Origin of the sequence: Aerococcus sanguinicola, from assembly GCF_008726925.1 — a bacterium.
Lineage (GTDB): Bacteria > Bacillota > Bacilli > Lactobacillales > Aerococcaceae > Aerococcus.
This window is the reverse complement of record NZ_VYWO01000008.1, coordinates 1-23,197: the sequence shown is the minus strand read 5'-3', so window position 1 is coordinate 23,197 and position 23,197 is coordinate 1. Positions and strand designations below refer to the sequence as shown.

At 49.1% G+C, this 23,197-nt stretch carries 18 protein-coding genes and 1 other annotated feature; of the genes, 9 read left to right on the top strand and 9 right to left on the bottom strand.

Translation table 11 applies throughout. The features are described from left to right. Positions 1-385 precede the first annotated feature (385 nt). The 3 genes from F6I03_RS09155 to rplL all read left to right on the top strand — a co-directional run bounded on the left by F6I03_RS09155 (position 386) and on the right by rplL (position 2,254). Positions 386-1,078 (top strand): DUF554 domain-containing protein, encoded by a 693-nt coding sequence (locus F6I03_RS09155; protein ID WP_070430598.1) that lies wholly within the window; start codon positions 386-388, stop codon positions 1,076-1,078. 67 nt (positions 1,079-1,145) lie between these two features. Beyond that, positions 1,146-1,281: a sequence feature (ribosomal protein L10 leader region), on the top strand. 38 nt (positions 1,282-1,319) lie between these two features. Then, a complete protein-coding gene (rplJ, locus tag F6I03_RS09150) occupies positions 1,320-1,829 on the top strand; it encodes a 50S ribosomal protein L10 (protein WP_070430597.1) in 510 nt (169 codons plus the stop codon). Between the two features lie 53 nt (positions 1,830-1,882). After that, a complete protein-coding gene (gene rplL, locus F6I03_RS09145) occupies positions 1,883-2,254 on the top strand; it encodes a 50S ribosomal protein L7/L12 (RefSeq protein WP_067974059.1) in 372 nt (123 codons plus the stop codon). Positions 2,255-2,876: 622 nt separating this feature from the next. Here the strand turns inward: rplL and trpA are convergent. The 7 genes from trpA to F6I03_RS09110 form a co-directional block, all read right to left on the bottom strand. Beyond that, positions 2,877-3,665 carry a tryptophan synthase subunit alpha gene (gene trpA, locus F6I03_RS09140; RefSeq protein ID WP_070430641.1) on the bottom strand — a complete coding sequence of 263 codons (789 nt, stop codon included), beginning with the start codon at positions 3,663-3,665 and terminating at the stop codon, positions 2,877-2,879. Next, entirely contained in the window at positions 3,655-4,845 is a 1,191-nt protein-coding gene (gene trpB, locus F6I03_RS09135; protein WP_070430642.1) for a tryptophan synthase subunit beta, read from the bottom strand. The genes trpA and trpB overlap by 11 nt, the downstream gene beginning before the upstream one ends. Before the next feature lie 29 nt (positions 4,846-4,874). Beyond that, a complete protein-coding gene (locus tag F6I03_RS09130) occupies positions 4,875-5,501 on the bottom strand; it encodes a phosphoribosylanthranilate isomerase (protein ID WP_070430643.1) in 627 nt (208 codons plus the stop codon). Then, complete coding sequence (gene trpC / locus F6I03_RS09125; protein WP_070430644.1) at positions 5,494-6,291, bottom strand: indole-3-glycerol phosphate synthase TrpC; 798 nt, start codon at positions 6,289-6,291, stop codon at positions 5,494-5,496. Before trpC ends, F6I03_RS09130 begins: the two co-directional genes overlap by 8 nt. A gap of 10 nt (positions 6,292-6,301) precedes the next feature. After that, positions 6,302-7,330 (bottom strand): anthranilate phosphoribosyltransferase, encoded by a 1,029-nt coding sequence (gene trpD, locus F6I03_RS09120; protein WP_224788517.1) that lies wholly within the window; start codon positions 7,328-7,330, stop codon positions 6,302-6,304. 443 nt (positions 7,331-7,773) lie between these two features. After that, complete coding sequence (locus F6I03_RS09115) at positions 7,774-8,211, bottom strand: universal stress protein (protein ID WP_070430645.1); 438 nt, start codon at positions 8,209-8,211, stop codon at positions 7,774-7,776. After that, positions 8,192-9,799 carry an Nramp family divalent metal transporter gene (locus tag F6I03_RS09110; RefSeq protein WP_070430646.1) on the bottom strand — a complete coding sequence of 536 codons (1,608 nt, stop codon included), beginning with the start codon at positions 9,797-9,799 and terminating at the stop codon, positions 8,192-8,194. Before F6I03_RS09110 ends, F6I03_RS09115 begins: the two co-directional genes overlap by 20 nt. A 230-nt stretch (positions 9,800-10,029) precedes the next feature. On the opposite strand from F6I03_RS09110, the gene adhP reads away from it, so the two are divergent. The 4 genes from adhP (at position 10,030) to F6I03_RS09090 (ending at position 13,196) form a co-directional block, all read left to right on the top strand. Beyond that, entirely contained in the window at positions 10,030-11,040 is a 1,011-nt protein-coding gene (gene adhP, locus F6I03_RS09105) for an alcohol dehydrogenase AdhP (RefSeq protein WP_070430647.1), read from the top strand. Positions 11,041-11,235: 195 nt separating this feature from the next. After that, the gene (locus F6I03_RS09100; RefSeq protein WP_070430648.1) at positions 11,236-11,670 is read left to right on the top strand and encodes a hypothetical protein; all 435 of its coding nucleotides are present in this window, start codon (positions 11,236-11,238) and stop codon (positions 11,668-11,670) included. Between the two features lie 140 nt (positions 11,671-11,810). Further along, the gene (locus F6I03_RS09095) at positions 11,811-12,413 is read left to right on the top strand and encodes a class I SAM-dependent methyltransferase (RefSeq protein WP_070430649.1); all 603 of its coding nucleotides are present in this window, start codon (positions 11,811-11,813) and stop codon (positions 12,411-12,413) included. A gap of 12 nt (positions 12,414-12,425) precedes the next feature. Beyond that, positions 12,426-13,196 carry an NADPH-dependent oxidoreductase gene (locus F6I03_RS09090; protein ID WP_150983112.1) on the top strand — a complete coding sequence of 257 codons (771 nt, stop codon included), beginning with the start codon at positions 12,426-12,428 and terminating at the stop codon, positions 13,194-13,196. A gap of 87 nt (positions 13,197-13,283) precedes the next feature. Here the strand turns inward: F6I03_RS09090 and mnmH are convergent, their stop codons facing one another. Next, complete coding sequence (gene mnmH, locus F6I03_RS09085; protein ID WP_070430651.1) at positions 13,284-14,330, bottom strand: tRNA 2-selenouridine(34) synthase MnmH; 1,047 nt, start codon at positions 14,328-14,330, stop codon at positions 13,284-13,286. Positions 14,331-14,640: 310 nt separating this feature from the next. Here mnmH and rpoB point away from each other — a divergent pair, with 310 nt between their 5' ends. After that, a complete protein-coding gene (rpoB, locus tag F6I03_RS09080; RefSeq protein WP_070430652.1) occupies positions 14,641-18,228 on the top strand; it encodes a DNA-directed RNA polymerase subunit beta in 3,588 nt (1,195 codons plus the stop codon). A 240-nt stretch (positions 18,229-18,468) separates the two neighbouring features. After that, a complete protein-coding gene (gene rpoC, locus F6I03_RS09075) occupies positions 18,469-22,137 on the top strand; it encodes a DNA-directed RNA polymerase subunit beta' (protein ID WP_070430653.1) in 3,669 nt (1,222 codons plus the stop codon). Positions 22,138-22,345: 208 nt separating this feature from the next. Here the strand turns inward: rpoC and F6I03_RS09070 are convergent, their stop codons facing one another. Then, complete coding sequence (locus F6I03_RS09070; RefSeq protein ID WP_070430654.1) at positions 22,346-23,026, bottom strand: prepilin peptidase; 681 nt, start codon at positions 23,024-23,026, stop codon at positions 22,346-22,348. Positions 23,027-23,197: the final 171 nt, after the last annotated feature.

Below are 23,197 nucleotides of genomic sequence, written 5' to 3'. Positions count from 1 at the left end.
AGTCTCCTTTAGTTGAGGAGGCTTTTTCGTTTGAGCAAAATGGGAGGAATGAGCATCTTTTGTGCTTTTGGATTTATTTGTTAGAGCTGTCCGTATTAGCGAGTAAGTGGGCGGTAACTTTCAAATATTGGCTCTGTTTGCGAGTAGGGGAGTGGCAAGTTTCAAATAGCAGCCTTATTTGCGACTAGGCCAGCTAGTTACTTTCGAATGTCAGGCTCGTTTGCAAGTTGCCAATCAGGAACTCTCAAATGAATCCTTTATTAAGAACTTGATCGTCTAAAAACTTTCTTCTTCAAATTTAAGAAAACAATGAGAATCAAGGCTTCGGGTTTACCTTCATCTGGAAACAGCGTAAAATAGATCTATTGAATACTTGGAGGTTATTATGTACAAAGGTGTAATTGTAGAGGCGGTCGTTCTCGTCATCTTTGCGGTGGTTGGGCACTTTATTGGCGAGCGCCTGCCGGAGCGGGTGCGGAAGGCCTGTATGCAGATGATTGGGGTTGTGGTGCTTTACTTAGGGATTTCAGGGGCCAGTGATTCGAAGAACTTAATTGTTCTGCTCCTGAGTCTTCTCTTAGGGACCATTATCGGAGAATTTATTAATATTGAAGATGCCTTAGACCGAGGGAGCAAGGCGATCCAAGATAAAGTAGCTAGCGGGGAAGAGGCCTCGCTCTTTGCAGAAGGTTTTGTGACCGCCAGCTTGGTAATCTGCGTGGGCGCGATGACCGTTCTTGGGGCCCTCCAGTCTGGTCTCAACGGCGACCATAGCTTACTCTATACCAAGTCGGTCATTGTGGCAGTGAGCTCGCTCATTTTTGGGTCGACTTATGGCATTGGGGCAGCCTTTGCCGCCCTTTCTGTTCTAATTTATGAAGGGGGGCTAGTGACCTTGGCTGCTTGGGTGGCCCCTTATCTGACACCCGATGTCGTTGCGGAGATGTCTGGGGCAGGGTCCATTATCCTGATTGGCCTGGGTCTCAATATCCTCGATATCACCAACATCCGGGTGACCAACCAGATTCCTGCCATCTTTATGCCCATCTTCCTCCTTCCCCTGATCAATCTTTTCTAAACTTAGGCAAAAAATCTCGAAATTTCCCTTGCTTTTTCAATTTAGACATGCTATCATGCAATAGTTGAAAATAATTCAATACTTACCGAAGACAGTTAGTGGCCTAGGCCTTAATTTCTAACCGAGGGAGATCGAGATTCACCGCATTAGGTGTTAGATAGTTCTCTGTGTCTTCAGTGACATGGAGTTTTTTTATTGCCCGGCAATAGAAACTCTGATTAATCTTATGGAGGTGAAATAATTGAGCGAACAAGCAATTGCTAAGAAACAAGAAGAAGTTAACGAATTGGTTGACCGCATTAAAAACGCTAAATCAATCGTCGTTGTTGACTACTTAGGTTTAACTGTTCAAGAAGCAACTGAATTGCGTAGCCAATTACGTGCAGAAAATGTATCATTCAAAGTTATTAAAAATACGATGATGCGTCGTGCCTTAGACACTATGGGTGTTGACTACCACGAAGAAGTCTTCCAAGGCCCTACTGCCGTAGCATTTGGTGAAGATGACGCAGTTGCACCTGCACGTATCTTGAAGAACTTCTCTAAAGAAGCTGAAGCTTTAGAATTAAAAGGCGGCGTTATCGAAGGCAAAACCTTATCTAAAGAAGAAATCAGCAAGATTGCTTCCCTACCAGGTCGCGAAGGTTTACTTTCAATGCTCTTATCTGTATTGCAAGCACCTGTCCGCAACGTGGCATATGCAGTCAAAGCTGTACAAGACCAAAAAGCAGAAGAAGAAGGCGCAGCTTAATTATTTGGCTGCCTAGACCCAAACAAATTACTTAAAAAACGGAGGAATAAAAAATGGCTTTAAACATTGAACAAATCATTGCTGATTTAAAAGAATCATCAATCTTAGAATTAGCAGACTTAGTATCTGCTATTGAAGAAGAATTCGGCGTTTCTGCTGCTGCTCCTGTAGCTGCTGCAGGTGCTGGTGCTGACGCTGGCGCTGCTGAAGAAAAAACTGACTTCGACGTTGAATTAACAGACGCTGGCGCTGCTAAGATTAAAGTAATCAAAGCAGTTCGTGAAGCAACTGGTCTTGGCTTGAAAGAAGCTAAAGAATTAGTTGACGGCGCTCCAGCTGTTATTAAAGAAGGTCTTCCTAAAGAAGAAGCAGAAGCTCTTAAAGCAGCTATCGAAGAAGCTGGCGGTTCAGCAGAACTTAAATAATCGACTTCGATTAGATGAAGAGACTAGGCGAAAGCCTAGTCTTTTTTTTACAGGGTGTGAGCAAGAGCGCTTAGACTTGAATGATTGGAGGCTCATCGAATAAGGCTGACGGCAGTCAGGTGTTTCGATGAGCTGAAATCACTTCAAGTCTGCTCTTGCGAACCCGACTTTACAGGGTGCGAGGGCGCGCGTTTAGCTTCCTTTCACTGGAGCAAGTCACCAGAGCAGTCTCACAGACTGCGGCGGAGACTTGTGAAGTGACAAGGAAGCTGCGCAACCGAACCCAACTAAGGGTGTGAAGGCTAGCGGGAGAAATAGACCTCTGGAGCAAAGAGCCAGAGAAGACGAAAAGTCTTCGGCGGAACTTTGCGAAGAGGAGCTATTTCTGCTAGCCCGAACCCGACTAAACAGGGTACGAGAGGATGCGGGAGAAAGGGAGCTCTGGAGCAAAAAAAGATAAGAGCGGCTTTAGCCGGTCCTTCCTTCGACTATCTCTGGTTTAAATAATAGCTCTTTAGCAGATGACATATAAAATTAACAACAAAAACACTGCCTAGCTGTGGGGTGCCTCTATGCACCTGCTTACGCTCAGCTTCTGGCAGTGTTTTTCTTTTATGCGGTTTTATTCTTGGATGGCTTGGACGATCTCCCGGGCATAGGCTTCGACGACAGGGGCGCTGTCTGTTCCATGTTTGGCGATCAATTTGACAATGGCAGAGCCGATGATCGCGCCATCTGAAGCCTGGGACATTTCCCGGGCCTGGTCAGGGGTGGCGATCCCGAAGCCGACTGCTACGGGGATATCTGTGGCCTGGCGGATACTCTGGACAATGCTCGGGATGTCAGTTTGGATATTTTGGCGGACGCCGGTCACCCCTAGGCTGGAGACGAGGTAGAGGAAGCCTTCAGCGTCGCCGGCGATGCTTTGGATTCGCTCTTGGCTGGAAGGGGCGACCATAGAGATGAGGGTAATCCCATGTTGGTCGCAGGCTGTTTGGAAGAGGCCCTTTTCTTCATAGGGGGCATCGGGAATGATGATCCCATCGATACCCGCATCAGCAGCTTGCGCCATGAAGCGGTCGGTACCGTAAGCGAAGATGGGGTTGGCATAGGTCATAAAGACGAGCGGCGTCTCATGCTTTTGGCGGATACGACGGACAAGCTCGAAAATTTGATCGAGTTTGATGGCCTTAGATAGGGCCCTTTCGTCAGCAGCTTGGATGGTTTCCCCCTCAGCTACTGGGTCAGAGAAGGGAATTCCGAGTTCAACCAGGCTGGCCCCGGCGGCAATGAGTCCGTCGACCACTTGCTCGGTGGTAGCCAGGTCAGGGTCGCCACAGGTGATGAAGGGGATGAAGGCCTTGTTTTGGAAGGCGGCTTGGATGCGTTGGGTACTTGGCTTAGTCGTCATAGATTTCTACTCCTTTATAGCGGGCGATGGCGGCCACGTCTTTATCACCGCGGCCGGATAGGGTGATCATGACACTCTGGTCTTTGTTGAGTGTGGGGATAACTTTGAGGGCATAAGCAATCGCATGGGCACTCTCGATGGCAGGGATAATCCCTTCGAGGCGGGAGAGGTATTCGAAGGCAGCAACTGCTTCGTCATCAGTGGCAGGGACATAGTTGACCCGACCGGTGTCGTGGAAGTGGGCGTGTTCCGGCCCGATACCTGGGTAGTCGAGGCCAGCTGAGATGGAATAGACGGGAGCGATCTGTCCGTCGTCATCCTGGCAGAAGTAGGACTTCATGCCATGGAAGATGCCTTCCTTACCAGTAGCGATGGTCGCTGCAGTCCGCTCAGTATGGATGCCCTTGCCGGCTGCTTCCACACCATAGAGTTGGACGTCCTCGTCGTTGAGGAATTCGTAGAAGGAGCCGATAGCATTGGATCCACCACCGACACAGGCGAAGACCATGTCTGGCAACTTACCGGTTTGGTTGAGGAATTGTTGGCGGGCTTCCCGGCTAATCACGCGTTGGAATTCGCGGACAATGGTTGGGAAGGGATGGGGTCCCATGGTTGAACCGATACAATAATGGGAATCTTCGAAGTTGGCGCTCCAATCCTTGAGTGCCTCGTTGACCGCATCCTTCAGGGTCTGGGTCCCGCTTTCGACAGCGATGACTTGACTGCCTAATAGTTCCATCCGGTAGACGTTGAGGGCCTGGCGTTCTGTATCCTCCTTGCCCATATAGACCACGCAGTCCATATCGAGGAGGGCGGCTGCGGTGGCTGTCGCAACCCCATGTTGGCCGGCGCCTGTTTCAGCGATCAAGCGGGTCTTTCCCATAGACTTAGCCAGTAGGGCTTGGCCGAGGGCATTATTGATCTTATGGGCACCGGTATGGTTGAGGTCTTCACGTTTGAGATAGACCTTGGCGCCCCCTAAGTCTTTCGTTAAGCGGTCAGCATAGTAGAGAAGGGAGGGGCGGCCAGCATATTCTCTTAGCAGGCGCTGGTAATTATCGAGGAAGTCCTGGTCGTGGATGAAGTGGTCGAAGGCTTCTTCGAGTTCTAGGCAGGCGTTCATGAGGGTCTCTGGGACAAAGTAGCCCCCGTGTTTACCGAAATAACTTGCTTTTGTCATAGTATAGATCCTTTCATTAGTGCTTGGTTTTATTGGGCGGAGCGGACGATTTGGCAGATTTCTTTGGCCTTGTTGTAGTCTTTGTGTCCGTCTGCTCCTTCGATGCCTGAGGAGATATCGACACCATCCGCCTGGGTCGTCCGGATGGCTTCGTCCAAGTTGCTGGCCTTGAGTCCGCCAGCTAGGAAGAAGGGTTTTGTGCGGTGTTTGGCTGGGCGGCTGCTGATCAAGTCCCAGTTGAAGGATTGACCGCTGCCTCCTCGAACCTGCTTGTTGTAGGCATCGTAGAGGTAGGCATCACAGGGCAGGTCCACTTGGAAAGAAGCTTGGTCCTTAATAGCTAGGGCCTTGATGATCGGCGCTTGGCAAAGTTCTCGCAGCTTCTTGATATAGGCCCTGTCCTCGTCACCGTGGAGTTGGATGACTTGGATAATCCCTGCTTCCACATAGTCGCGAATAATTTCTGGCTCTTCGTTGACGAAGACGCCGACACAAGGAAGACTTGGATCCAGAGCTTGGCGGAGTTTTTGAGCGGTCTCTTGGTCAATCCGACGCTTGCTTTTGGCTAGGATGAAACCGACATAGTCCGGTTTGACTTCATTGCAGATAGCAACATCGTCTAGGTTTTTCAGGCCGCAAAATTTAACTTTAGTCATGGGAATCACCTCGTAATTCAGCGAGCACTTGGCCCTTGTCTTCAGCCCGCATCAAGCTCTCGCCGATGAGTAGGGCATTAACCTTGCCGGCTTCGAGCTGGGCGACTTGGTTTCGCTGGGAGACACCACTTTCGGCGATAAAAACAATCTCTTCGGGGACATGTTGGCGGAGACGTTGGGTATTGTCGAGGTCCACGGTGAAGGTCTTTAAGTCACGGTTATTGACCCCGATAATTCGTGCTCCGACGGCCTTGGCCCGTTCAATTTCTTCTAGGTCATGGCATTCCACTAAGGCATCTAGGTTGAGGCTGTGGGCGAGTTTTTGGAAGGCATCCAGGTCCTGGTCGCTGAGGATAGATACGATCAGGAGGACGGCATTGGCTCCTAGCAGTTTGGCTTCATAGATCTGATAAGCTGTGAAAATAAAATCTTTGCGTAAGATAGCTAGGCTGCTGGCTTGGCGAACGGCTTGGAGGTCTTGGTCACTGCCTTGGAAGAAGTCCGGCTCAGTCAGGACAGAGATAGCCGAGGCGCCAGCTTCCTGGTAAGACCGGGCAATGTCAGCGGGATGGTAGTCGCCTGCTATCAAACCTTTAGAAGGACTAGCCTTCTTGCACTCACAGATAAAGTGGAAGTGGTCCTTCTGGCTGAGGGTCTCATAGAAGGGGAAGGGCGCTTCCTGGCTGAGCTCGATAGCCTGGCAGGCAGCTTCTAATTCAGCTAGAGGCTTTTGGGCCATTCTACTTTGGTAACGTTCTTTGCGCTTTTGGACAATGTCATCGAGTATCATAAGCTCCTCCTTAAACTTGTTGGCTGGCTTGGATAACTTCTTCTAATTTCTTGGCGGCTTGGCCGGTTTGAATCAGTTGGCGGGCTTCTTCAATGCCATTTGCTAGGCTATAGCCATCCTTCACTAGGGCGATGGCCAGTCCAGCGTTAAGGAGGACGGTGTCAGACTTAGCGTCTTGCCGGCTTCCTTGGAGGATTTCACGGGTGATCTGGGCATTCTCTGCGGGTTCGCCACCGACCAAGTCTTCTAACTGGCAATAGTCAAAGCCATAGTCCTTGGGGTCGAAGACGAAGGAATTGATTTCCCCATCACGCAGGGTAGCGATCCGGCTAGTGGTTGCCAGTGTGATTTCGTCTAAACCGTCATCACCAGAGAAGACCATGGCCCGTTTGAGGCCGAGTTTCTTGAGGACTTGGATGAGGGGGTCGATTAAGGCGGTATCGTAGACCCCTAGCATTTGGTAATTACAGTTGGCAGGATTAGCGAGCGGGCCGAGGATATTGAAGACGGTCCGGATCCCCATCTGCCGGCGAGGGCCTGCCACATAACGCATGGCGGGGTGGTATTTCTGGCTGAAGAGGAAGGTCATACCGGTCTTCTCGAGGACACTCTCAGCTTCCTGGGCGTCCAGGTCGAGCTGGATCCCCAATTGTTCCATACAGTCGGCGCTCCCTGACTTACTGGAAGCACTGCGGTTGCCATGCTTGGTGACGGGAATACCGGCAGCGGCTATGACGAAGGCTGAAGTAGTTGAAATATTGAAGGTGTTAGCCCCGTCGCCCCCGGTTCCTACGATGTCTAAGGAGTCCGTGGGATGGTTGACTTGGGTAGCGAAGGTCCGCATGACATCAGCAAAGGCTGAAATTTCATCAATCGATTCGCCCTTGAGGCGGAGAGCCGTTAGTAGGGTGGCGATTTCGACATCGCTCACCTGGCCGCCCATGATGGCCTTCATAATCTCTTCGGACAATTGATAATCCAAGTCCTTGCCTGAAATGACGGTTTTAATGGCTGTTTTCATATTTGTTGCTGTTGTCATGGTGATTTCCTCCTATTTTGTTAAAAAACTATGCATCCAATAATTTTAGGTAAACAAAAAGACTCCTGTCCCTCCTAAGGGACAAGAGTCTGATCGATCAGTTTCCTGCGGTACCACCCAATTTGATATTTTGCCCACGCAAAAATACCCACTTTACTCACGTACTAACATACGTGCTTGGAGGTAACGGTTCAAGCTTCCGTAACTTACTAATAGCCGAGGCGTTGTAAGTTCCCTGAATGAGTCCATTCCTTCTCTTAATGCCGCGTTCTCAATTAATTGCGACTCCCTGTCCGTTAAAAAGAAGTACTACTCTCATCTAAATTTAATCTTTATTAGGATTTGTTAATATAATAACGGGTCATTTGGGCAAAGTCAAGGGGAAAAGTTAAAAAATCAAGCTTGATCGAAAAGACAGACCAGCTCGGCTAGCAAGGACTGGTCTAACGAAAGACCAAGACAGGGATCGGGGCGTGCTTGACCAAGTAGGCCGCATGACTGCCAAAGTAATCGCTGATTTGGGCATCCCCGTGGCTGCCAATAATGAGAAGGTCAGCCTGGCTAGGGCCTAGGAGGTCTTTAATAATGACCTTGGCAGGGTCACCGCCCTCTGCGACCAAACATTGAACGTCTTGTAAGCCAGCAGCCTCTGCCTGGGCCTTGTAACTTGCCACTTGGTCTCGGAAGGCCTGGCGCTTGTCTTGGACTTCCTTGGGGTCGAGCGCCTCGTAGACATTGAGCTTGCTAGCTTCGAAGACCGAAGCGATGCGGAGGGGGCAGGCCTTGTCCAAGGCGACTTGGATGGCATAGTGGAAGGCTTTTTGCGCTTCTTTGGACCCATCTACGGCAACGAGAATGCGGTTAAATGTTGTTTGAGTCATGCTTGATCATCCTTTCATTGGCGCTCGCTTGTAAGCTTTGGTGTTTGGCTTGGAGGCGTTTCTCCCCTTGGTGGATACCGGTGATGGTCCAGGTCAGTAAAGCAAGGACCAGGATAATCACTAAGTAAGCCAGCTTGTGGGCCCAACTAATGGCTAGTGGGCTTGCTTGGTCACCGAGGAAGGCTTCGAACTGTTGGGGCAGGCCGATTAAGTTAAGATAGGTCAAGCTAATAACGGACAGCCAGCCCAGTCCACTGATGAGGTAGGAATTCTTAAAGCGGCCCTTCATCTCCAGGGCATTATTGGTCATCATGAGAAGGGGGACGATGGAGAAGGGGAGGGCAAAAGCCAAGAAGACTTGGGAATTGTTCATTAAATTATTCAAAGCCGTGTGCTCTTCAACCGTCGACTGGCCCTGGGTGACCCAAACACAGATAATTACAGGGATGACTGAGAGTAGGCGGGTGACCAAGCGCCGGGCCCAGATTGGCATCCGCATGTGGATAAAGCCTTCCATGATAACCTGACCCGTGAGCGTTCCGGTAATGGTAGAATTCTGACCTGAAGCGAGGAGGGCCAGGGCAAAGAGAGTAGAAAGCAGGCCGGTCCGGGCTACGGCGGCTAGGGGTCCTGTTGCCATGGCGTCTGGCTGCGACAGGGCTTGGTAGAGGCCGAAGAAGGAGGGATCGGTTACCGTCCCACTCTTAAAGACCGCCACTCCCATGATGAGGAGCAGGGCATTAACGAAGAAGGCTAGGGTTAATTGGATGTTGGAGTCCCAGGTGGTGAAGCGGAGAGCCGATTGGATGGCTTCAGGTTTTTGATGGTCGATCTGCCGGGTCTGGGAGACCGCCGAATGGAGGTAGAGGTTGTGGGGCATGACGGTAGCTCCGATGATTCCTAAAGCCCCGGTTAGAGGGGTTTGTCCGCCAATCTCCGGCTCTCTAGCGAAACTCTGCCTGTTGGGAACGAAGCCTTGCAGGAGGGCCGCCCAGTCAGGCTTGGAGAGGGCGACTTGGTAGATAAAGATAAATAAGATAACAAAGATCAAGCAGACCACCAAAGCTTCAATCTTACGGAAGCCTACCTTGCTGAGGAGTAGGAGCAAGAGCACGTCGAAGACGGTGATGAGAACGGCTAGGAACATGGGGATATGGAAGAGGAGGTAGAGGGCGATGGCGGCCCCGATAACTTCTGCCACGTCGGTTGCCATGATGGCGAATTCGGTAATGATCCAGAGTATGAAACCCAGGGGCCGGGAAGTCCGGGCGCGAATGGCTTGGGCCAGGTCCATCTGGGTGACAATACCTAGTTTAGCGGCCATGTATTGGAGCAACATGGCGATTAAGCTGGACATGAGGATGACCGACATCAGCAGGTAGCCGAAGTTTTGCCCACCGGTGATGGAGGTGGACCAGTTTCCGGGGTCCATATAGCCCACGGCAACCAGGGCACCAGGTCCAGAATAGGCAAGCAGGGTGCGCCAAAAGCCCTTGCCTTGGGGGACGGTAATACTGCCGTTGATCTCTTCCAGGGAGGGACCGTTGGCGTGTTCAAATAAATGATGGTTGGAACTTTCTTTCGACAAAAGGAACACCGCTTTCTAGGTTAAATGATTTAGTATTCATGTATATCATACGCTCATTATTAAGCAATGCAAGAAGTATTTTTAGGTTAACCGAATTAAATGCAATAAAATTACCCACTATGCCATTATGGTCATATGAATCAAATTTCTTTAATGGACTAAAGATAAAAGTTCACTTATTCACAATCATAAGTTATAATTAAGGTAAAGAATTAAAGGAGGACACATTCATGAAAGCAATTGTTGCAAGCAAAGACCATAAAGCTGAAGTTGTTGATAAAGAGCTCCGCCCCTTAGAGTATGGGGAAGCCTTATTGGATATGGAATGCTGCGGCGTTTGTCATACCGATTTACACGTTAAAAATGCTGATTTTGGCGATGTTTCTGGGGTGGTTTTAGGCCATGAAGGGATTGGTATTGTGAAGGAAGTCGGCCCTGGCGTAACTTCCTTGAAGGTTGGCGATCGGGCCAGCGTGGCCTGGTTCTTTGAAGGCTGTGGCCACTGTGAATACTGTATTTCAGGACGGGAAACGCTTTGCCGCCAGGTTAAGAATGCTGGTTATACCGCTGATGGGGGCATGGCTGAAGAATGTATTGTCAAGGCTGATTATGCAGTTAAGGTTCCTGAAGGCTTAGGCTCAGCTGAAGCTTCTTCTATCACTTGTGCTGGGGTAACAACCTATAAAGCCCTCAAGGAATCCCAAGTTCGCCCTGGGCAGTGGCTCGTTCTCTTTGGTTTAGGCGGACTCGGTAACCTAGCCCTCCAATATGCGAAGAATGTCTTCAATATGAAGGTTGTCGCCGTTGATATTAACCCAGGCCAATTAGATTTCGCTAAGGAATTCGGGGCTGATATCTGCTTAAACCCTCAAACAGATGATGTGGAAACAATTGTACAAGAAAAAACGGGTGGCGCTCACGGAGCTGTCGTTACTGCCGTTAATAAGGCAGCCTTTGACTCGGCAGTCAATGCGGTTCGTGCGGGTGCAAGAGTCGTAGCAGTTGGTCTGCCTGTAGATACCATGGATCTGTCGATTCCTCGCTTAGTATTGGATGGCATCCAAGTCATCGGCTCTCTAGTAGGTACGCGTGAAGATTTGGCTGAAGCCTTCCAATTCGGAGCAGAAGGTAAGGTAGTCCCACAAGTTCATATGCGCCCAATGGAAGATATCAATGATATCTTTGACGAAATGGAAAAGGGCCAAATTCGTGGCCGGATGGTCATTGATCTGAAGGCTTAGCGGATAGGATATAATGAATGGAGCGTGCTCGCTAGTTAGGGGGCACGCTCTTTATTTTATAAAGCTTTTACCACTTAATAAAATTTAAAGCAATTATTTATGAAAAAATATGAGATAAGGCTCGATTTTTGTTTCATTTTCCTTTATACTATTGGTAGTGAAAAAGTTCACAAAAAATGAAAAGGTGGTATAGATATGAGAAAGGCAGAAGTATTTAAGTTTCATTTCCGTAACGGTGGCGAATGGGAAGTTTCAGCAGAACACATCGGGGATTTATGGATTAAACGTATCTCGAATAGTTTAGGACGGATCAACGGTGGCGAAATTATTGAAATTAACCCAGCAGAAAGTCTAAAAGTGGAAATCTTACCAGATGCGGATACCTTCCAATCCGATTCCATTGACCAAGGCGGTCTTGAAACGGGCATGTTTGAAACTATCACCCGCAACCGTGGCATCGAATGGTTAACGCTATCTTGGTCAGACGGTCAAGAAAGCGAAATTTACTTCCCCTTCGAGCCAGTTGATGAAGACGGCTTAGAAAATAAATACATGTCGTCAAAAGTCGGCAAAGATGGCCACCTCTATATTGTGATCGATGAAAACAAGAAGGTTTCAGACATTTATTAATAGGATAAGGAGCTCGGGGCTTTTGTCCCGGCTTTTTTCTTAGTTTATTTGTTGTCGAGGGCCAGTTAGCTGGCTCTTTTTTCTTGCTATTTATACTTATTATTAGTAAGATAAAAATGAAAAAGTGAAGGAGTTGGCTTATGGCACACCAATATTTTGATGATAATCGTGACTTAGCTCATGATCTCAAGACCTATGAGACGGAGCTTTTGGGGGATAGCTTTCGTTTTACGACGGATAGCGGCGTCTTTTCGCGCGACCGCTTAGACTTTGGCTCCCGCTTACTTCTGGAAAGTACGGCCCACTTAGATTTTCCAGAGGGGCCCTTGCTCGACCTTGGTTGTGGCTATGGGCCAGTGGGGACAGTGCTCGGCCGCTTCCATCCTGAGCGGACTATCCGCATGGTGGATATTAGTGAGCGTGCTCTAGACTTGGCCAAGCAGAATACGGCGATGAATGGGGTTCATAATGTCGCCATTGACCGGTCGTCAGCTTATGATCAAATCACAGCTGAACGGTTTGCTGCTATCTTCACTAATCCTCCCATCCGAGCAGGCAAGCAGCTGGTCCACCAATTCTTGGCGGGGGCCTATGACCAGCTCTTACCAGGCGGGGCCTTGCTGGTGGTTATCCAGAAGAAGCAAGGGGCGCCTAGTGCGAAGAAGAAGATGGAGGAGGTTTTTGGTCAAGTTGAAGAAATTGAACGCAAGAAAGGCTATTGGATTCTGTTAAGTAGGAAGTAAGGAGTGATGGAAATGTGTGCAGCAAATGAATGGATAGATAAGCAGTTGAACCATCGGACGATTCGAGAGTTCAAAGATCAAGCGGTGCCAGAGGAGATTGTTGACCAATTGGCCGAAGTCGCTATGCGGACCGCAACGAGTGAAGGCATGCAGATGGCTTCAATTATTCGGGTGAAGGATCCGGCTAAACGTCAGGCCATTGCCGAAGTGGGCAAGCAAGAGTATATCGCGCGTGCCCCTGAACTGTGGATCTTCCTCGTAGATACCTACCGCAACCAACAGATTGCTGAACGTGAAGGTCGGGAAAGTCTAGCTGCTCATCAGTTAGAACGCTTTCTTCAAGGCTATAGTGATGCTGTTTTGATGGCACAGAATGTGAATAATGCGGTCGAATCCCTGGGCATGGGAGCTGTTTTCCTTGGCAGCATCCAGAATAATATGGGGGAAATGATTGATATCTTGGACTTGCCTCCTCTGACGGCCCCTGTGCTTGGCCTCGCTTTCGGTCAGCCCAACCAGATCCCTCAGTTGAAACCGCGTATGCCTAAGGCCTTGCGCTTCTTTGAAGATACTTACCACTTACCTGAGGATGCCGAGACCCTCTTGGCAGACTATGACCAGGAAATGACGACTTATTATGACCTCCGTGATGCCAATCGCCGGGTGGATAGCTTCTTTAAACAAGCTGGCGATAAGATGGCCAACCGCCGTCCTCGCCGCGAAGCTTTAATTGATGACCTCCGCCAACAAGGCTTCAACCTAAGACGAGACCGCGACGACTAAGTGACAATCCGATCAAAAAACACCCGACCATCTACTTGATGCAAGGACTGACAGGCAGTCCATGAGATGGTGGGGTGTTTTTGTGTTTTATTTCCAATCTGGAAAGAAGTCATGGCCGATGTCCTCGGCACACTGGCGCGTGTTGAGGTTAGTGTATTGTTTGGCCATGGCCTTAGCCTTATAGCTGTAACGAGGATCATAGTAAGACCGGCAGAGGCCTTCGATCACTTGGTCAATCTGCCCTTGGTCAAAGGCTTCGATAGCATCGTCAATGCGCTGGTCAGATAGACGGCCGCGCAGACAATTGAGGCAGTTCTTGATGCTTTGGGGATCAATGTCCTCCTTGAGGTAGTCTGCTTTCAGAATTTGAACTCTGCGGTCCATAGGGGCTTCGATAAGAATTTTGTCCCCCTTTTTCATTTGGTCTTGGAGTTTCTTAGGCAGGACACAGTGCCCAATATGGGCCGACTCGCCCTCGATAAATACAGGAAGGGTATTCTTTTGTGGACAGCGGGCTTGGGCTTCTTGTAATTGCAGGAGCAAGTGAGTCTCGAAGCCTTTTTGACTGCGCGCTTGGCCCTTCAAGTCACCGAAGAGGGAGCCTTTGTGCTGGGCACAGCCCTCTAGGTCGATGACAGGATAGCCCATCTGATGGAGCTGCTTAAGAATGGCCGTCTTCCCTGTTCCAGTGAAGCCATGGAGTGTGATCGCTTGGACTTGGTCTAGGAGTTGGTCAAGTTGGTCAATGACCGCATGCCGGTAAGCCTTATAACCGCCGTCCAATTTATAAATATGGAGGCCTAGACTATAGCACAAGGCGGCTAGCGAGGAGCTGCGGTAGCCGCCCCGGGAACAATAGAGAATAGTTTGAGAGAAATCTTGGTGGCAAGATTGCAGAAAAGCAAAGTATTGGGGCAGCTTCTGGCTCATGGCATTAATCCCTACTTGCTTGGCTTGGGCAATATCACCTGATTTATAGAGATAGCCAACTTTAGCCCGACTGGCGTTGTCTAAGACAGGCAGGGAGATCGCCCCAGGGAGATGGTCCTTGGCATATTCAGCTTCCGACCGAACATCGATAAAGAGCTGTGAAGAGCTCTTTAAGCTTTCTTGGTATGTAATTGTCTCGTACATTGGCATCCCGCTTTCTATGTATTGGGCTAGTTTAAGCCTGATTGCTAAACTTGTCAATCTTTCTCAAAAAAACTTTGACAAGGGATTAAAAAGCTGCTATACTGTATCTGATATAGTTATTGGAATCTGCAGGAGTCGAAATATTGTCCGATTTCCCGCGTATTTGGTCTGAAACAAAAGATAAGGCAAAAAAGTGTCGATTCTTTTGTTATTTTTTTGTCTAAAAAACGGGTTGACCGGGCCAATTTTTATGATTCTTAATAAAATCTTAAAACTTTTACTGGCTTATTTTATAGAGAGGTGGCAATACATGTCGGGACATGATGTCAAATTTGGGAAGCACAGCGTTCGCCGGAGCTATTCGCGCATCAACGAAGTGCTGGAACTACCAGATTTAATTGAAATTCAAACAGATTCTTATAAATGGTTCTTAGAAGATGGGATTATTTCCATGTTCAAGGATATCTCACCGATTGAAGACCATGCAGGGAAGTTGGCTTTGGAGTTCGTGGATTACAAATTCCAAGAGCCTAAGTACGATGTCTCAGAATCACGCGCCCAAGATGCCAACTATGCGGCGCCAATGTATGCAAAACTGCGTCTGATCAACAAGGAATCAGGGGAAATTAAAGACCAAGAAGTCTTCTTCGGAGACTTCCCATTGATGACTGAAGCAGGGACCTTCATTGTTAACGGGTCCGAACGGGTAATTGTTTCTCAATTAGTTCGTTCACCAGGGGTTTACTTCAATGAGAAGGTCGATAAGAACGGCCGCCACTCTTTCGGAACTACGGTAATCCCTAACCGCGGGGCCTGGTTAGAAATGGAAACAGACGCTAAGGGAATCTCTTATGTGCGGATTGACCGGACACGGAAGATCCAACTCTCTGTCCTCGTTCGTGCACTCGGTTTCTCCCAAGATGAACAAATCCGCGAAATCTTTGGCTCTAGCAAGACCCTGGAAGATACCATTGAAAAAGACCTCCACAAAAATGAATCCGATACCCGGACAGAAGAGGCCTTAAAGGATATCTACGAACGCCTGCGCCCAGGTGAACCAAAGACAGCTGAATCCTCAAGAAACTTGCTGGTATCACGCTTCTTTGATCCACATCGTTACGACCTCGCACCAGTTGGCCGTTACAAGATCAATAAGAAGTTAGACTTGAAGCACCGCTTGGCAGGTCAAGTCTTAGCTGAAAATATTGTTGACCCTGAAACAGGTGAAATCCTCCTAGCTAAGGATACGGAACTTAGTCGGGACTTGATGGAAGAACTCGCTGAGGCCCTCGACCAAGGTGCGAATACTGTTGAAATTTACCCTAATGACCAAGCTGTTGTGCCAGAACCCGTACGCCTACAAGTAGTGAAGGTTTATGCACCAAATGATCCAGACCGCATCATCAATGTGATCGGTAACGCGAATCCAGCTGATGACGTGAAGGCTCTAACGGTAGCGGATATCATGGCTTCGCTCAGCTACTTCCTGAACCTTTACGAAGGCTTGGGCAAGACAGATGATATCGACCACTTGGGTAACCGCCGGATCCGTTCAGTAGGTGAACTCTTACAGAACCAATTCCGGATTGGGCTCTCACGGATGGAGCGCGTGGTTCGGGAACGGATGTCCACCCAAGATGTGGATACGGTGACCCCTCAACAATTAGTGAATATCCGTCCAGTAGTTGCTGCAATCAAGGAATTCTTTGGTTCTTCCCAGCTGTCACAGTTCATGGACCAAAACAACCCCCTATCTGAGTTGACCCACAAACGCCGTCTCTCAGCCTTAGGGCCAGGTGGTTTGACCCGGGACCGGGCCGGTTACGAAGTTCGGGACGTTCACTATTCTCACTACGGCCGGATGTGTCCAATCGAAACGCCTGAAGGTCCAAACATTGGGCTGATCAACTCTCTGGCGACTTATGCCAAGATTAACGAATACGGTTTTATCGAAACCCCTTATCGTCGGGTGAGCTGGGATACCCACAAGGTCACTGACCGGATTGACTACCTGACTGCTGATGAAGAAGATAATTACATCATCGCCCAAGGGAACTCGGAATTAAACGAAGACGGTTCTTTTGCTGCAGATAAGGTAATGGCCCGTTACGTGGAAGAGAATATCGAAGTAAGTCCTGAACAAGTGGACTACATGGACGTGTCACCTAAGCAGGTTGTCGCCGTTGCAACAGCATGTATTCCTTTCTTGGAAAACGATGACTCCAACCGTGCCTTGATGGGGGCCAACATGCAGCGGCAAGCTGTGCCATTGCTCCAACCTAACTCCCCATTAATCGGGACAGGTATGGAATACAAGGCAGCCCACGACTCAGGGACCGCTGTGATTGCGAAGGCATCCGGGACCGTTGAGTTCGTTGATGCCCGCGAAGTGCGTGTACGTCGTGAGGATGGCGCCCTTGATAAGTACGGTTTAATCAAGTACCACCGGTCAAACGGTTCGACCTGCTACAACCAAAAACCGTTAGTTCGTACAGGTGAAGAAGTAGAAGTTGGAGACATCCTAGCTGATGGGCCATCCATGCAGAATGGGGAATTGGCACTCGGCCAAAACCCACTGATTGCCTTCATGACCTGGGATGGTTACAACTATGAAGATGCGGTTATCCTTTCTGAACGTTTGGTGAAGGATGACGTTTATACCTCTATCCATATTGATGAATTAGAATCTGAAGCCCGTGATACCAAACTCGGGCCAGAAGAAATTACTCGCGAAATCCCTAATGTTGGGGAAGACGCCTTGAAGAACCTTGACGACCGCGGCATTGTTTATATCGGGGCAGAAGTTAAAGATGGGGATATCTTAGTTGGTAAGGTAACGCCTAAAGGAGTAACCGAACTCTCCCCTGAAGAACACTTGCTCCACGCCATCTTCGGTGAAAAAGCGCGTGAAGTCCGTGACACCTCACTCCGCGTACCACACGGTGGCGGCGGTATCGTTAATGATGTCAAGATCTTCCTGCGCGAAAACGGCGATGAATTAAAACCAGGCGTCAGCATGTTAGTTCGTGTTTATATTGTCCAAAAACGGAAGATCCAAGTCGGCGATAAGATGGCTGGTCGTCACGGGAACAAGGGGGTTGTTTCCCTCGTCCTCCCAATGGAAGACATGCCATATATGCCAGATGGGACACCAGTAGATATCATGCTGAACCCACTGGGGGTACCTTCCCGGATGAATATCGGACAGGTATTGGAGCTCCACCTCGGAATGGCCGCCCGCAATATGGGCATTAAGATCGCCACCCCCGTATTCGATGGGGCCGTGGACGAAGACATTTGGTCAGCAGTAGAAGAAGCTGGTATGGCTTCAGATGCGAAGACCGTCCTCTATGATGGCCGGACTGGTGAACCTTTCGACAACCGTGTCTCTGTCGGCGTGATGTACTATCTGAAACTGTCTCACATGGTTGATGACAAGCTCCACGCGCGTTCAATTGGCCCTTACTCCTTAGTTACCCAACAACCATTGGGTGGTAAGGCACAGTTCGGGGGACAACGTTTCGGTGAAATGGAAGTTTGGGCACTCGAAGCTTATGGGGCAGCCTATACCCTCCAAGAAATCTTGACTTACAAGTCAGATGACGTCACCGGCCGGGTGCAAACCTACGAATCCATTGTGAAGGGTGAACCTATTCCTCGCCCAGGTGTTCCAGAATCCTTCCGCGTACTCGTCAAAGAACTACAGTCACTCGGCCTAGATATCCAAGTGCTCGACGCCGATGACAATGAAATTGACCTTCGCGACATGGATGAAGATACCAACAATTTCAACCGCAACGACGACAAAAAAGAGAACAAAGAAACAAACGAAGACGCTAGTGAAAATAAAGAAGACAAAACAAACAACGAAGAAATCACAGCCAAAGAAGCAGAATAATAGGGTGTGAGGGAGCGCGGTAGAAGTGGACCTCTTCACAAAGAGACAGAGAAGACTGAAAGTCTTCGGCGGCTCTTTGTGAAGAGGAGCTATTTCTGCTAGCCTGAGCCTAACTAAAGGGTGTGAGCAGGTGCATTTAGCTCTAGCACTCCAACTGTGAATTTCGTTCTTAATGACAAGGTAGGCCTGTTGGAAGCAAGTACAGCAGGCGAGAGGCAATTATAAAGGGAGGTTGGCCCCTTGGTCGATGTTAATAAATTTGAAAGTATGAAGATCGGTTTAGCATCTCCTGATAAAATTCGTTCCTGGTCTTACGGTGAAGTGAAGAAACCAGAAACGATCAATTATCGGACGCTGAAACCTGAAAAAGACGGTCTTTTCTGCGAACGTATCTTTGGCCCTTCTAAGGACTGGGAATGTTCATGTGGGAAGTACAAACGCATCCGCTATGCGGGTGTCGTTTGTGACCGTTGTGGGGTGGAAGTCACCCGCTCTAAAGTTCGCCGGGAACGGATGGGCCATATCGAATTGGCAACACCTGTTACCCATATTTGGTATTTCAAAGGCATCCCTAGCCGGATGGGTCTCCTGTTAGACATGAGCCCTCGCGCCCTTGAAGAAGTGATTTACTTTGCTTCTTATGTGGTGACAGATGCTGGCGATACAGCCTTGGAATACAAGCAACTTCTATCAGAAAAAGAATTCCGTGAATACAAGGCAGAATACGGCAATCGTTTCCAAGCTGGCATGGGAGCAGAAGCAATCAAGACACTTCTTGGCCAAGTTAACTTGGACAAGGAATGTGCTGAGTTGAAAGAAGTCCTAACGAGTGCACGGGGGCAAAAACGGACCCGGGCTATCCGTCGCTTGGATATCTTAGAAGCCTTCCGTAAGTCAGGCAATGATCCGGAATGGATGGTTATGGATGTTATTCCTGTTATTCCACCAGAACTCCGCCCCATGGTGCAACTGGATGGGGGACGTTTCGCGACCTCTGACTTAAACGACCTTTACCGCCGAGTAATTAACCGGAACAATCGTTTGAAACGCTTATTAGACTTGAATGCACCGAATATTATCGTTCAGAATGAAAAACGGATGCTCCAAGAAGCTGTGGATGCCTTGGTGGACAATGGTCGCCGTGGCCGTCCTGTAACGGGAGCTGGGAACCGTCCACTGAAGTCTCTTTCTCATATGTTAAAAGGGAAGCAAGGGCGTTTCCGTCAAAACTTGCTGGGTAAACGTGTCGACTACTCCGGCCGTTCCGTTATTGCTATCGGGCCATCGCTCAAGATGTACCAATGTGGTCTGCCTAAAGAAATGGCCTTGGAACTCTTCAAGCCTTTCTTAATGCGTGAACTCGTTGGCCGTGAAATTGCTGCCAACGTGAAGCATGCGAAACGGATGATCGAACACCAAGATGACAAAGTTTGGGATGTTCTAGAAGAAATCATCAAAGAACACCCTGTTCTCTTGAACCGGGCACCTACCCTCCACCGCCTAGGGATCCAGGCCTTTGAACCTGTCCTGGTCGAAGGTAAAGCCATTCGTCTCCACCCCTTAGCTTGTGAAGCTTATAATGCGGACTTTGATGGGGACCAAATGGCGGTCCACTTACCACTCGGTGAAGAAGCTCAAGCAGAAGCTCGGATCCTAATGTTAGCGGCTACCCATATCTTGAACCCTAAAGACGGGCAACCAGTGGTTACGCCATCCCAGGATATGGTGCTAGGGAACTACTACCTCACCATGGAATCAGCTGGTGCGATCGGCGAAGGCATGGCGATTTCTTCCGTAGAAGAAGCTATGACAGCTTACAAGAGTGGCGATGTGGAATTACATACCCGCGTGGTCATTGACACCAACTCCTTACCAGGCAAGAACTGGACGGAAGACCAACAAGGTAAGTTGATTCGGACAACCATCGGGAAGCTTTTCTTCAACCAAATTATTCCAGATGGCTTTAACTACTTGAACGAACCAACCCAAGAAAACTTGAATGACAGCTTGCCAGACAAGTACTTCTTGGAAGCTGGGGATGACGTTGAAGAAACCATCCAACGGGCTGAATTGGTGCCACCATTCAAGAAGGGTTACTTAGAAAGCATCATCGCGCGTGTCTTCAAACAATTCAAGGTTACTGAAACCCAAATGATGCTTGACCGCTTGAAGGATCTTGGTTTTGAATTCTCAACCAAGTCAGGGATTACAGTAGGTATCTCAGATATTACCGTCTTAGATACTAAGAACGACCTGGTAGAAGAAGGCCACAAGCGCGTGGATAACATCACCAAGCAATACCGTCGTGGTTTGATCACAGATGATGAACGTTATGAACAAGTTATTACAACTTGGAACAAGGTCAAAGATGAAATCGAAAACCGTCTGAAGAACTCCCTATCAGCCGAAAACCCATTCTTCATTATGATGGACTCTGGGGCCCGGGGTAATATCTCTAACTTTACCCAGTTAGCGGGGATGCGCGGTCTGATGGCTGGGCCTAACGGTAAGATTATCGAACTGCCTGTAACGTCTAACTTCCGGGAAGGCTTGTCCGTTCAAGAGATGTTTATCTCCACGCACGGTGCCCGTAAAGGGATGACTGATACGGCGCTGAAGACAGCCGACTCGGGTTACCTCACTCGTCGTCTGGTCGATGTGGCCCAAGATGTGATCATCAAAGAAAGCAACTGCCACACGGACCGCGGCCTGCGTGTATCTGCCATTCGTGAAGGTAATGAAATGATTGAAAGCTTGGAAGAACGCCTCACTGGTCGCTACCTTCAAAAAGAAGTGCGCCATCCAGAAACAGGCGAAGTCCTTGCCCACCATGACCAATTGATCTCAGAAGAAGTTGCTAAGAAGATTGTCGAAGCTGGGGTTGAAGAAGTGACTATCCGTTCCGTCTTCACCTGCAACACCCCATATGGTGTCTGCAAGCACTGCTACGGCTCTGACTTAGCAACGAATAGCGAAGTTGAAGTCGGCGAAGCTGTCGGTACGATCGCTGCCCAATCCATCGGTGAGCCTGGTACCCAGTTAACCATGCGGACCTTCCACACGGGCGGGGTTGCCGGTGACGACATCACCCAAGGTCTCCCTCGTGTTCAAGAAATCGTGGAAGCACGCCATCCGAAAGGGCGCGCTGTAATTACTGAAGTTACCGGTGTAGTAACGGACATCAACCAAAATGAAGCGACCCGTGAAAAGACGGTCAACGTCAAAGGGGTAACGGATGAACGGGAATACCTTGTTCCTTACACTGCCCGTATGCTCGTTGAAGTGGGTGACACCATCAAACGGGGCGACCGGCTCACAGAAGGGTCAATCGATCCGAAAGAACTGCTCCACATCACGGACTCCCTCACCGTTCAAACTTACATGTTAAGTGAGATCCAACGGGTTTACCGGATGCAAGGGGTAGACATCAACGACAAGCACGTGGAAGTGATGCTCCGTCAAATGCTCCGTAAAGTACGGGTCCTCGATCCAGGCGCAACAGACCTCTTGCCAGGTAAGCTGATGGATCTTGAAGACTTCAGCAAGGAAAATGCGGAAGCCATTAAGACAGGCTCTATTCCAGCCACTGCCCAACCTGTCCTACTCGGGATTACCAAGGCAGCCCTGGAAACGAACAGCTTCTTATCTGCAGCTTCCTTCCAGGAAACAACCAAGGTCCTTACCGATGCTTCAATTCGCGGCAAGCGGGATAACCTGCTCGGCCTGAAAGAGAATGTCATTATCGGTAAGATCATCCCAGCAGGTACCGGGATGGCACGCTACCGTTACATGGAACCTAAGAAATTGGGTGAAGTGCCAACAACGGAAGAATATGTGACCAATGAAGATGGTGAACAGGTGATTGTTGAACACCCTGTTGAACCTGAAAACTATGTCGGGAACCCATAAAAATTGTGGATGCACTTCCCTTAATTTAAAAGAGAGTGTGACAAAAGTCGGTTAGCCCTGAATCACTGGAGCGAACTATGAAAGAACCTTGTCAAAGGTTCTTCCATAGTTCGTGAAGTGGATGTCAGGGCTGACTTTTGGAGCACGTTTTTAAAGAATAGTTCGTATTCTATAAAGAGGCCGGGACTTTTGTCCCAGCCTTTTTCTTTTAGAGGAAGATGAGCTGGATGATGACTCCCAGGCTGATAAAGGGGACAAAGGGGAGGGCGCCTTGCTTGTCGTGCCTGCTAAGGAAGAAATATAGCAGGGCCAGGGCGGAACTGAGCAAGATAATCTCTAGGCTGGCCGAGAGACCATAAGCCAGGCAGAGCATGCTGAAGAGCTTGATATCTGCCCCACCAAGCCCCTCCTTGATGACTTGGTTGAGGGCATAGAGGGCGAGGCCAAGAATCAAAGCTTGAAGCCAGCGGTCAATTTGCCAGGTCTCCTCACGAAAGAGACAGATAAGGAAGAGCAGGACTTGGAAACGGTCAGGGACCATGCCTGCCGTGAGGTCTGTGGCTGTCATAAGGGTGAGGACAGCCAGAATGGCCAAGTCACTATAGGCCCCTTGGAAGACCAAATAGGAGGCGGCACAGGCGAATAGGACCTCAATGAGGGGGTAATAGAGGGGGACAGGGGCTTGGCAGGCCTGGCACCTCCCGCGACAGAGCAGGTAGCCTAGGACGGGGCAGAGGGCCCAATAAGGCAGCTTCCTCTGGCAATGGTCGCATTGGGACCGTCCCCAAATAATGGCGCCTGAGTGAATCGTACGGTAGGCCCAGAGCATCAAAAAGGATGCCAGGCAGGCGAGAGCAAAGAATAAATAGATGTGATAAAGTATGATCATGGTCATTAACCTCCTTACTTATATATAAACGAAAAAGCGCCAAATGGTATGCTCCCCCTAAAGTAGACACTAAAAAAAGTAAACTACTTTAGGGGGAGTTTTTATGCGTTCAAATAGAAAACATTCACCAGCAGAATTGGCTAACTATATCCATCTATATAAAGAGGGAAT

Bases quoted from the DNA above. Each gene is read 5' to 3' on its own strand.
- F6I03_RS09155 (WP_070430598.1), top strand. From the start codon at position 386: ATGTACAAAGGTGTAATTGTAGAGGCGGTCGTTCTCGTCATCTTTGCG.
- rplL (WP_067974059.1), top strand. From the start codon at position 1,883: ATGGCTTTAAACATTGAACAAATCATTGCTGATTTAAAAGAATCATCA.
- trpA (WP_070430641.1), bottom strand. From the start codon at position 3,665: ATGACGACTAAGCCAAGTACCCAACGCATCCAAGCCGCCTTCCAAAAC.
- trpB (WP_070430642.1), bottom strand. From the start codon at position 4,845: ATGACAAAAGCAAGTTATTTCGGTAAACACGGGGGCTACTTTGTCCCA.
- F6I03_RS09130 (WP_070430643.1), bottom strand. From the start codon at position 5,501: ATGACTAAAGTTAAATTTTGCGGCCTGAAAAACCTAGACGATGTTGCT.
- trpC (WP_070430644.1), bottom strand. From the start codon at position 6,291: ATGATACTCGATGACATTGTCCAAAAGCGCAAAGAACGTTACCAAAGT.
- trpD (WP_224788517.1), bottom strand. From the start codon at position 7,330: ATGACAACAGCAACAAATATGAAAACAGCCATTAAAACCGTCATTTCA.
- F6I03_RS09115 (WP_070430645.1), bottom strand. From the start codon at position 8,211: ATGACTCAAACAACATTTAACCGCATTCTCGTTGCCGTAGATGGGTCC.
- adhP (WP_070430647.1), top strand. From the start codon at position 10,030: ATGAAAGCAATTGTTGCAAGCAAAGACCATAAAGCTGAAGTTGTTGAT.
- F6I03_RS09100 (WP_070430648.1), top strand. From the start codon at position 11,236: ATGAGAAAGGCAGAAGTATTTAAGTTTCATTTCCGTAACGGTGGCGAA.
- F6I03_RS09095 (WP_070430649.1), top strand. From the start codon at position 11,811: ATGGCACACCAATATTTTGATGATAATCGTGACTTAGCTCATGATCTC.
- F6I03_RS09090 (WP_150983112.1), top strand. From the start codon at position 12,426: ATGTGTGCAGCAAATGAATGGATAGATAAGCAGTTGAACCATCGGACG.
- mnmH (WP_070430651.1), bottom strand. From the start codon at position 14,330: ATGTACGAGACAATTACATACCAAGAAAGCTTAAAGAGCTCTTCACAG.
- rpoB (WP_070430652.1), top strand. From the start codon at position 14,641: ATGTCGGGACATGATGTCAAATTTGGGAAGCACAGCGTTCGCCGGAGC.
- F6I03_RS09070 (WP_070430654.1), bottom strand. From the start codon at position 23,026: ATGATCATACTTTATCACATCTATTTATTCTTTGCTCTCGCCTGCCTG.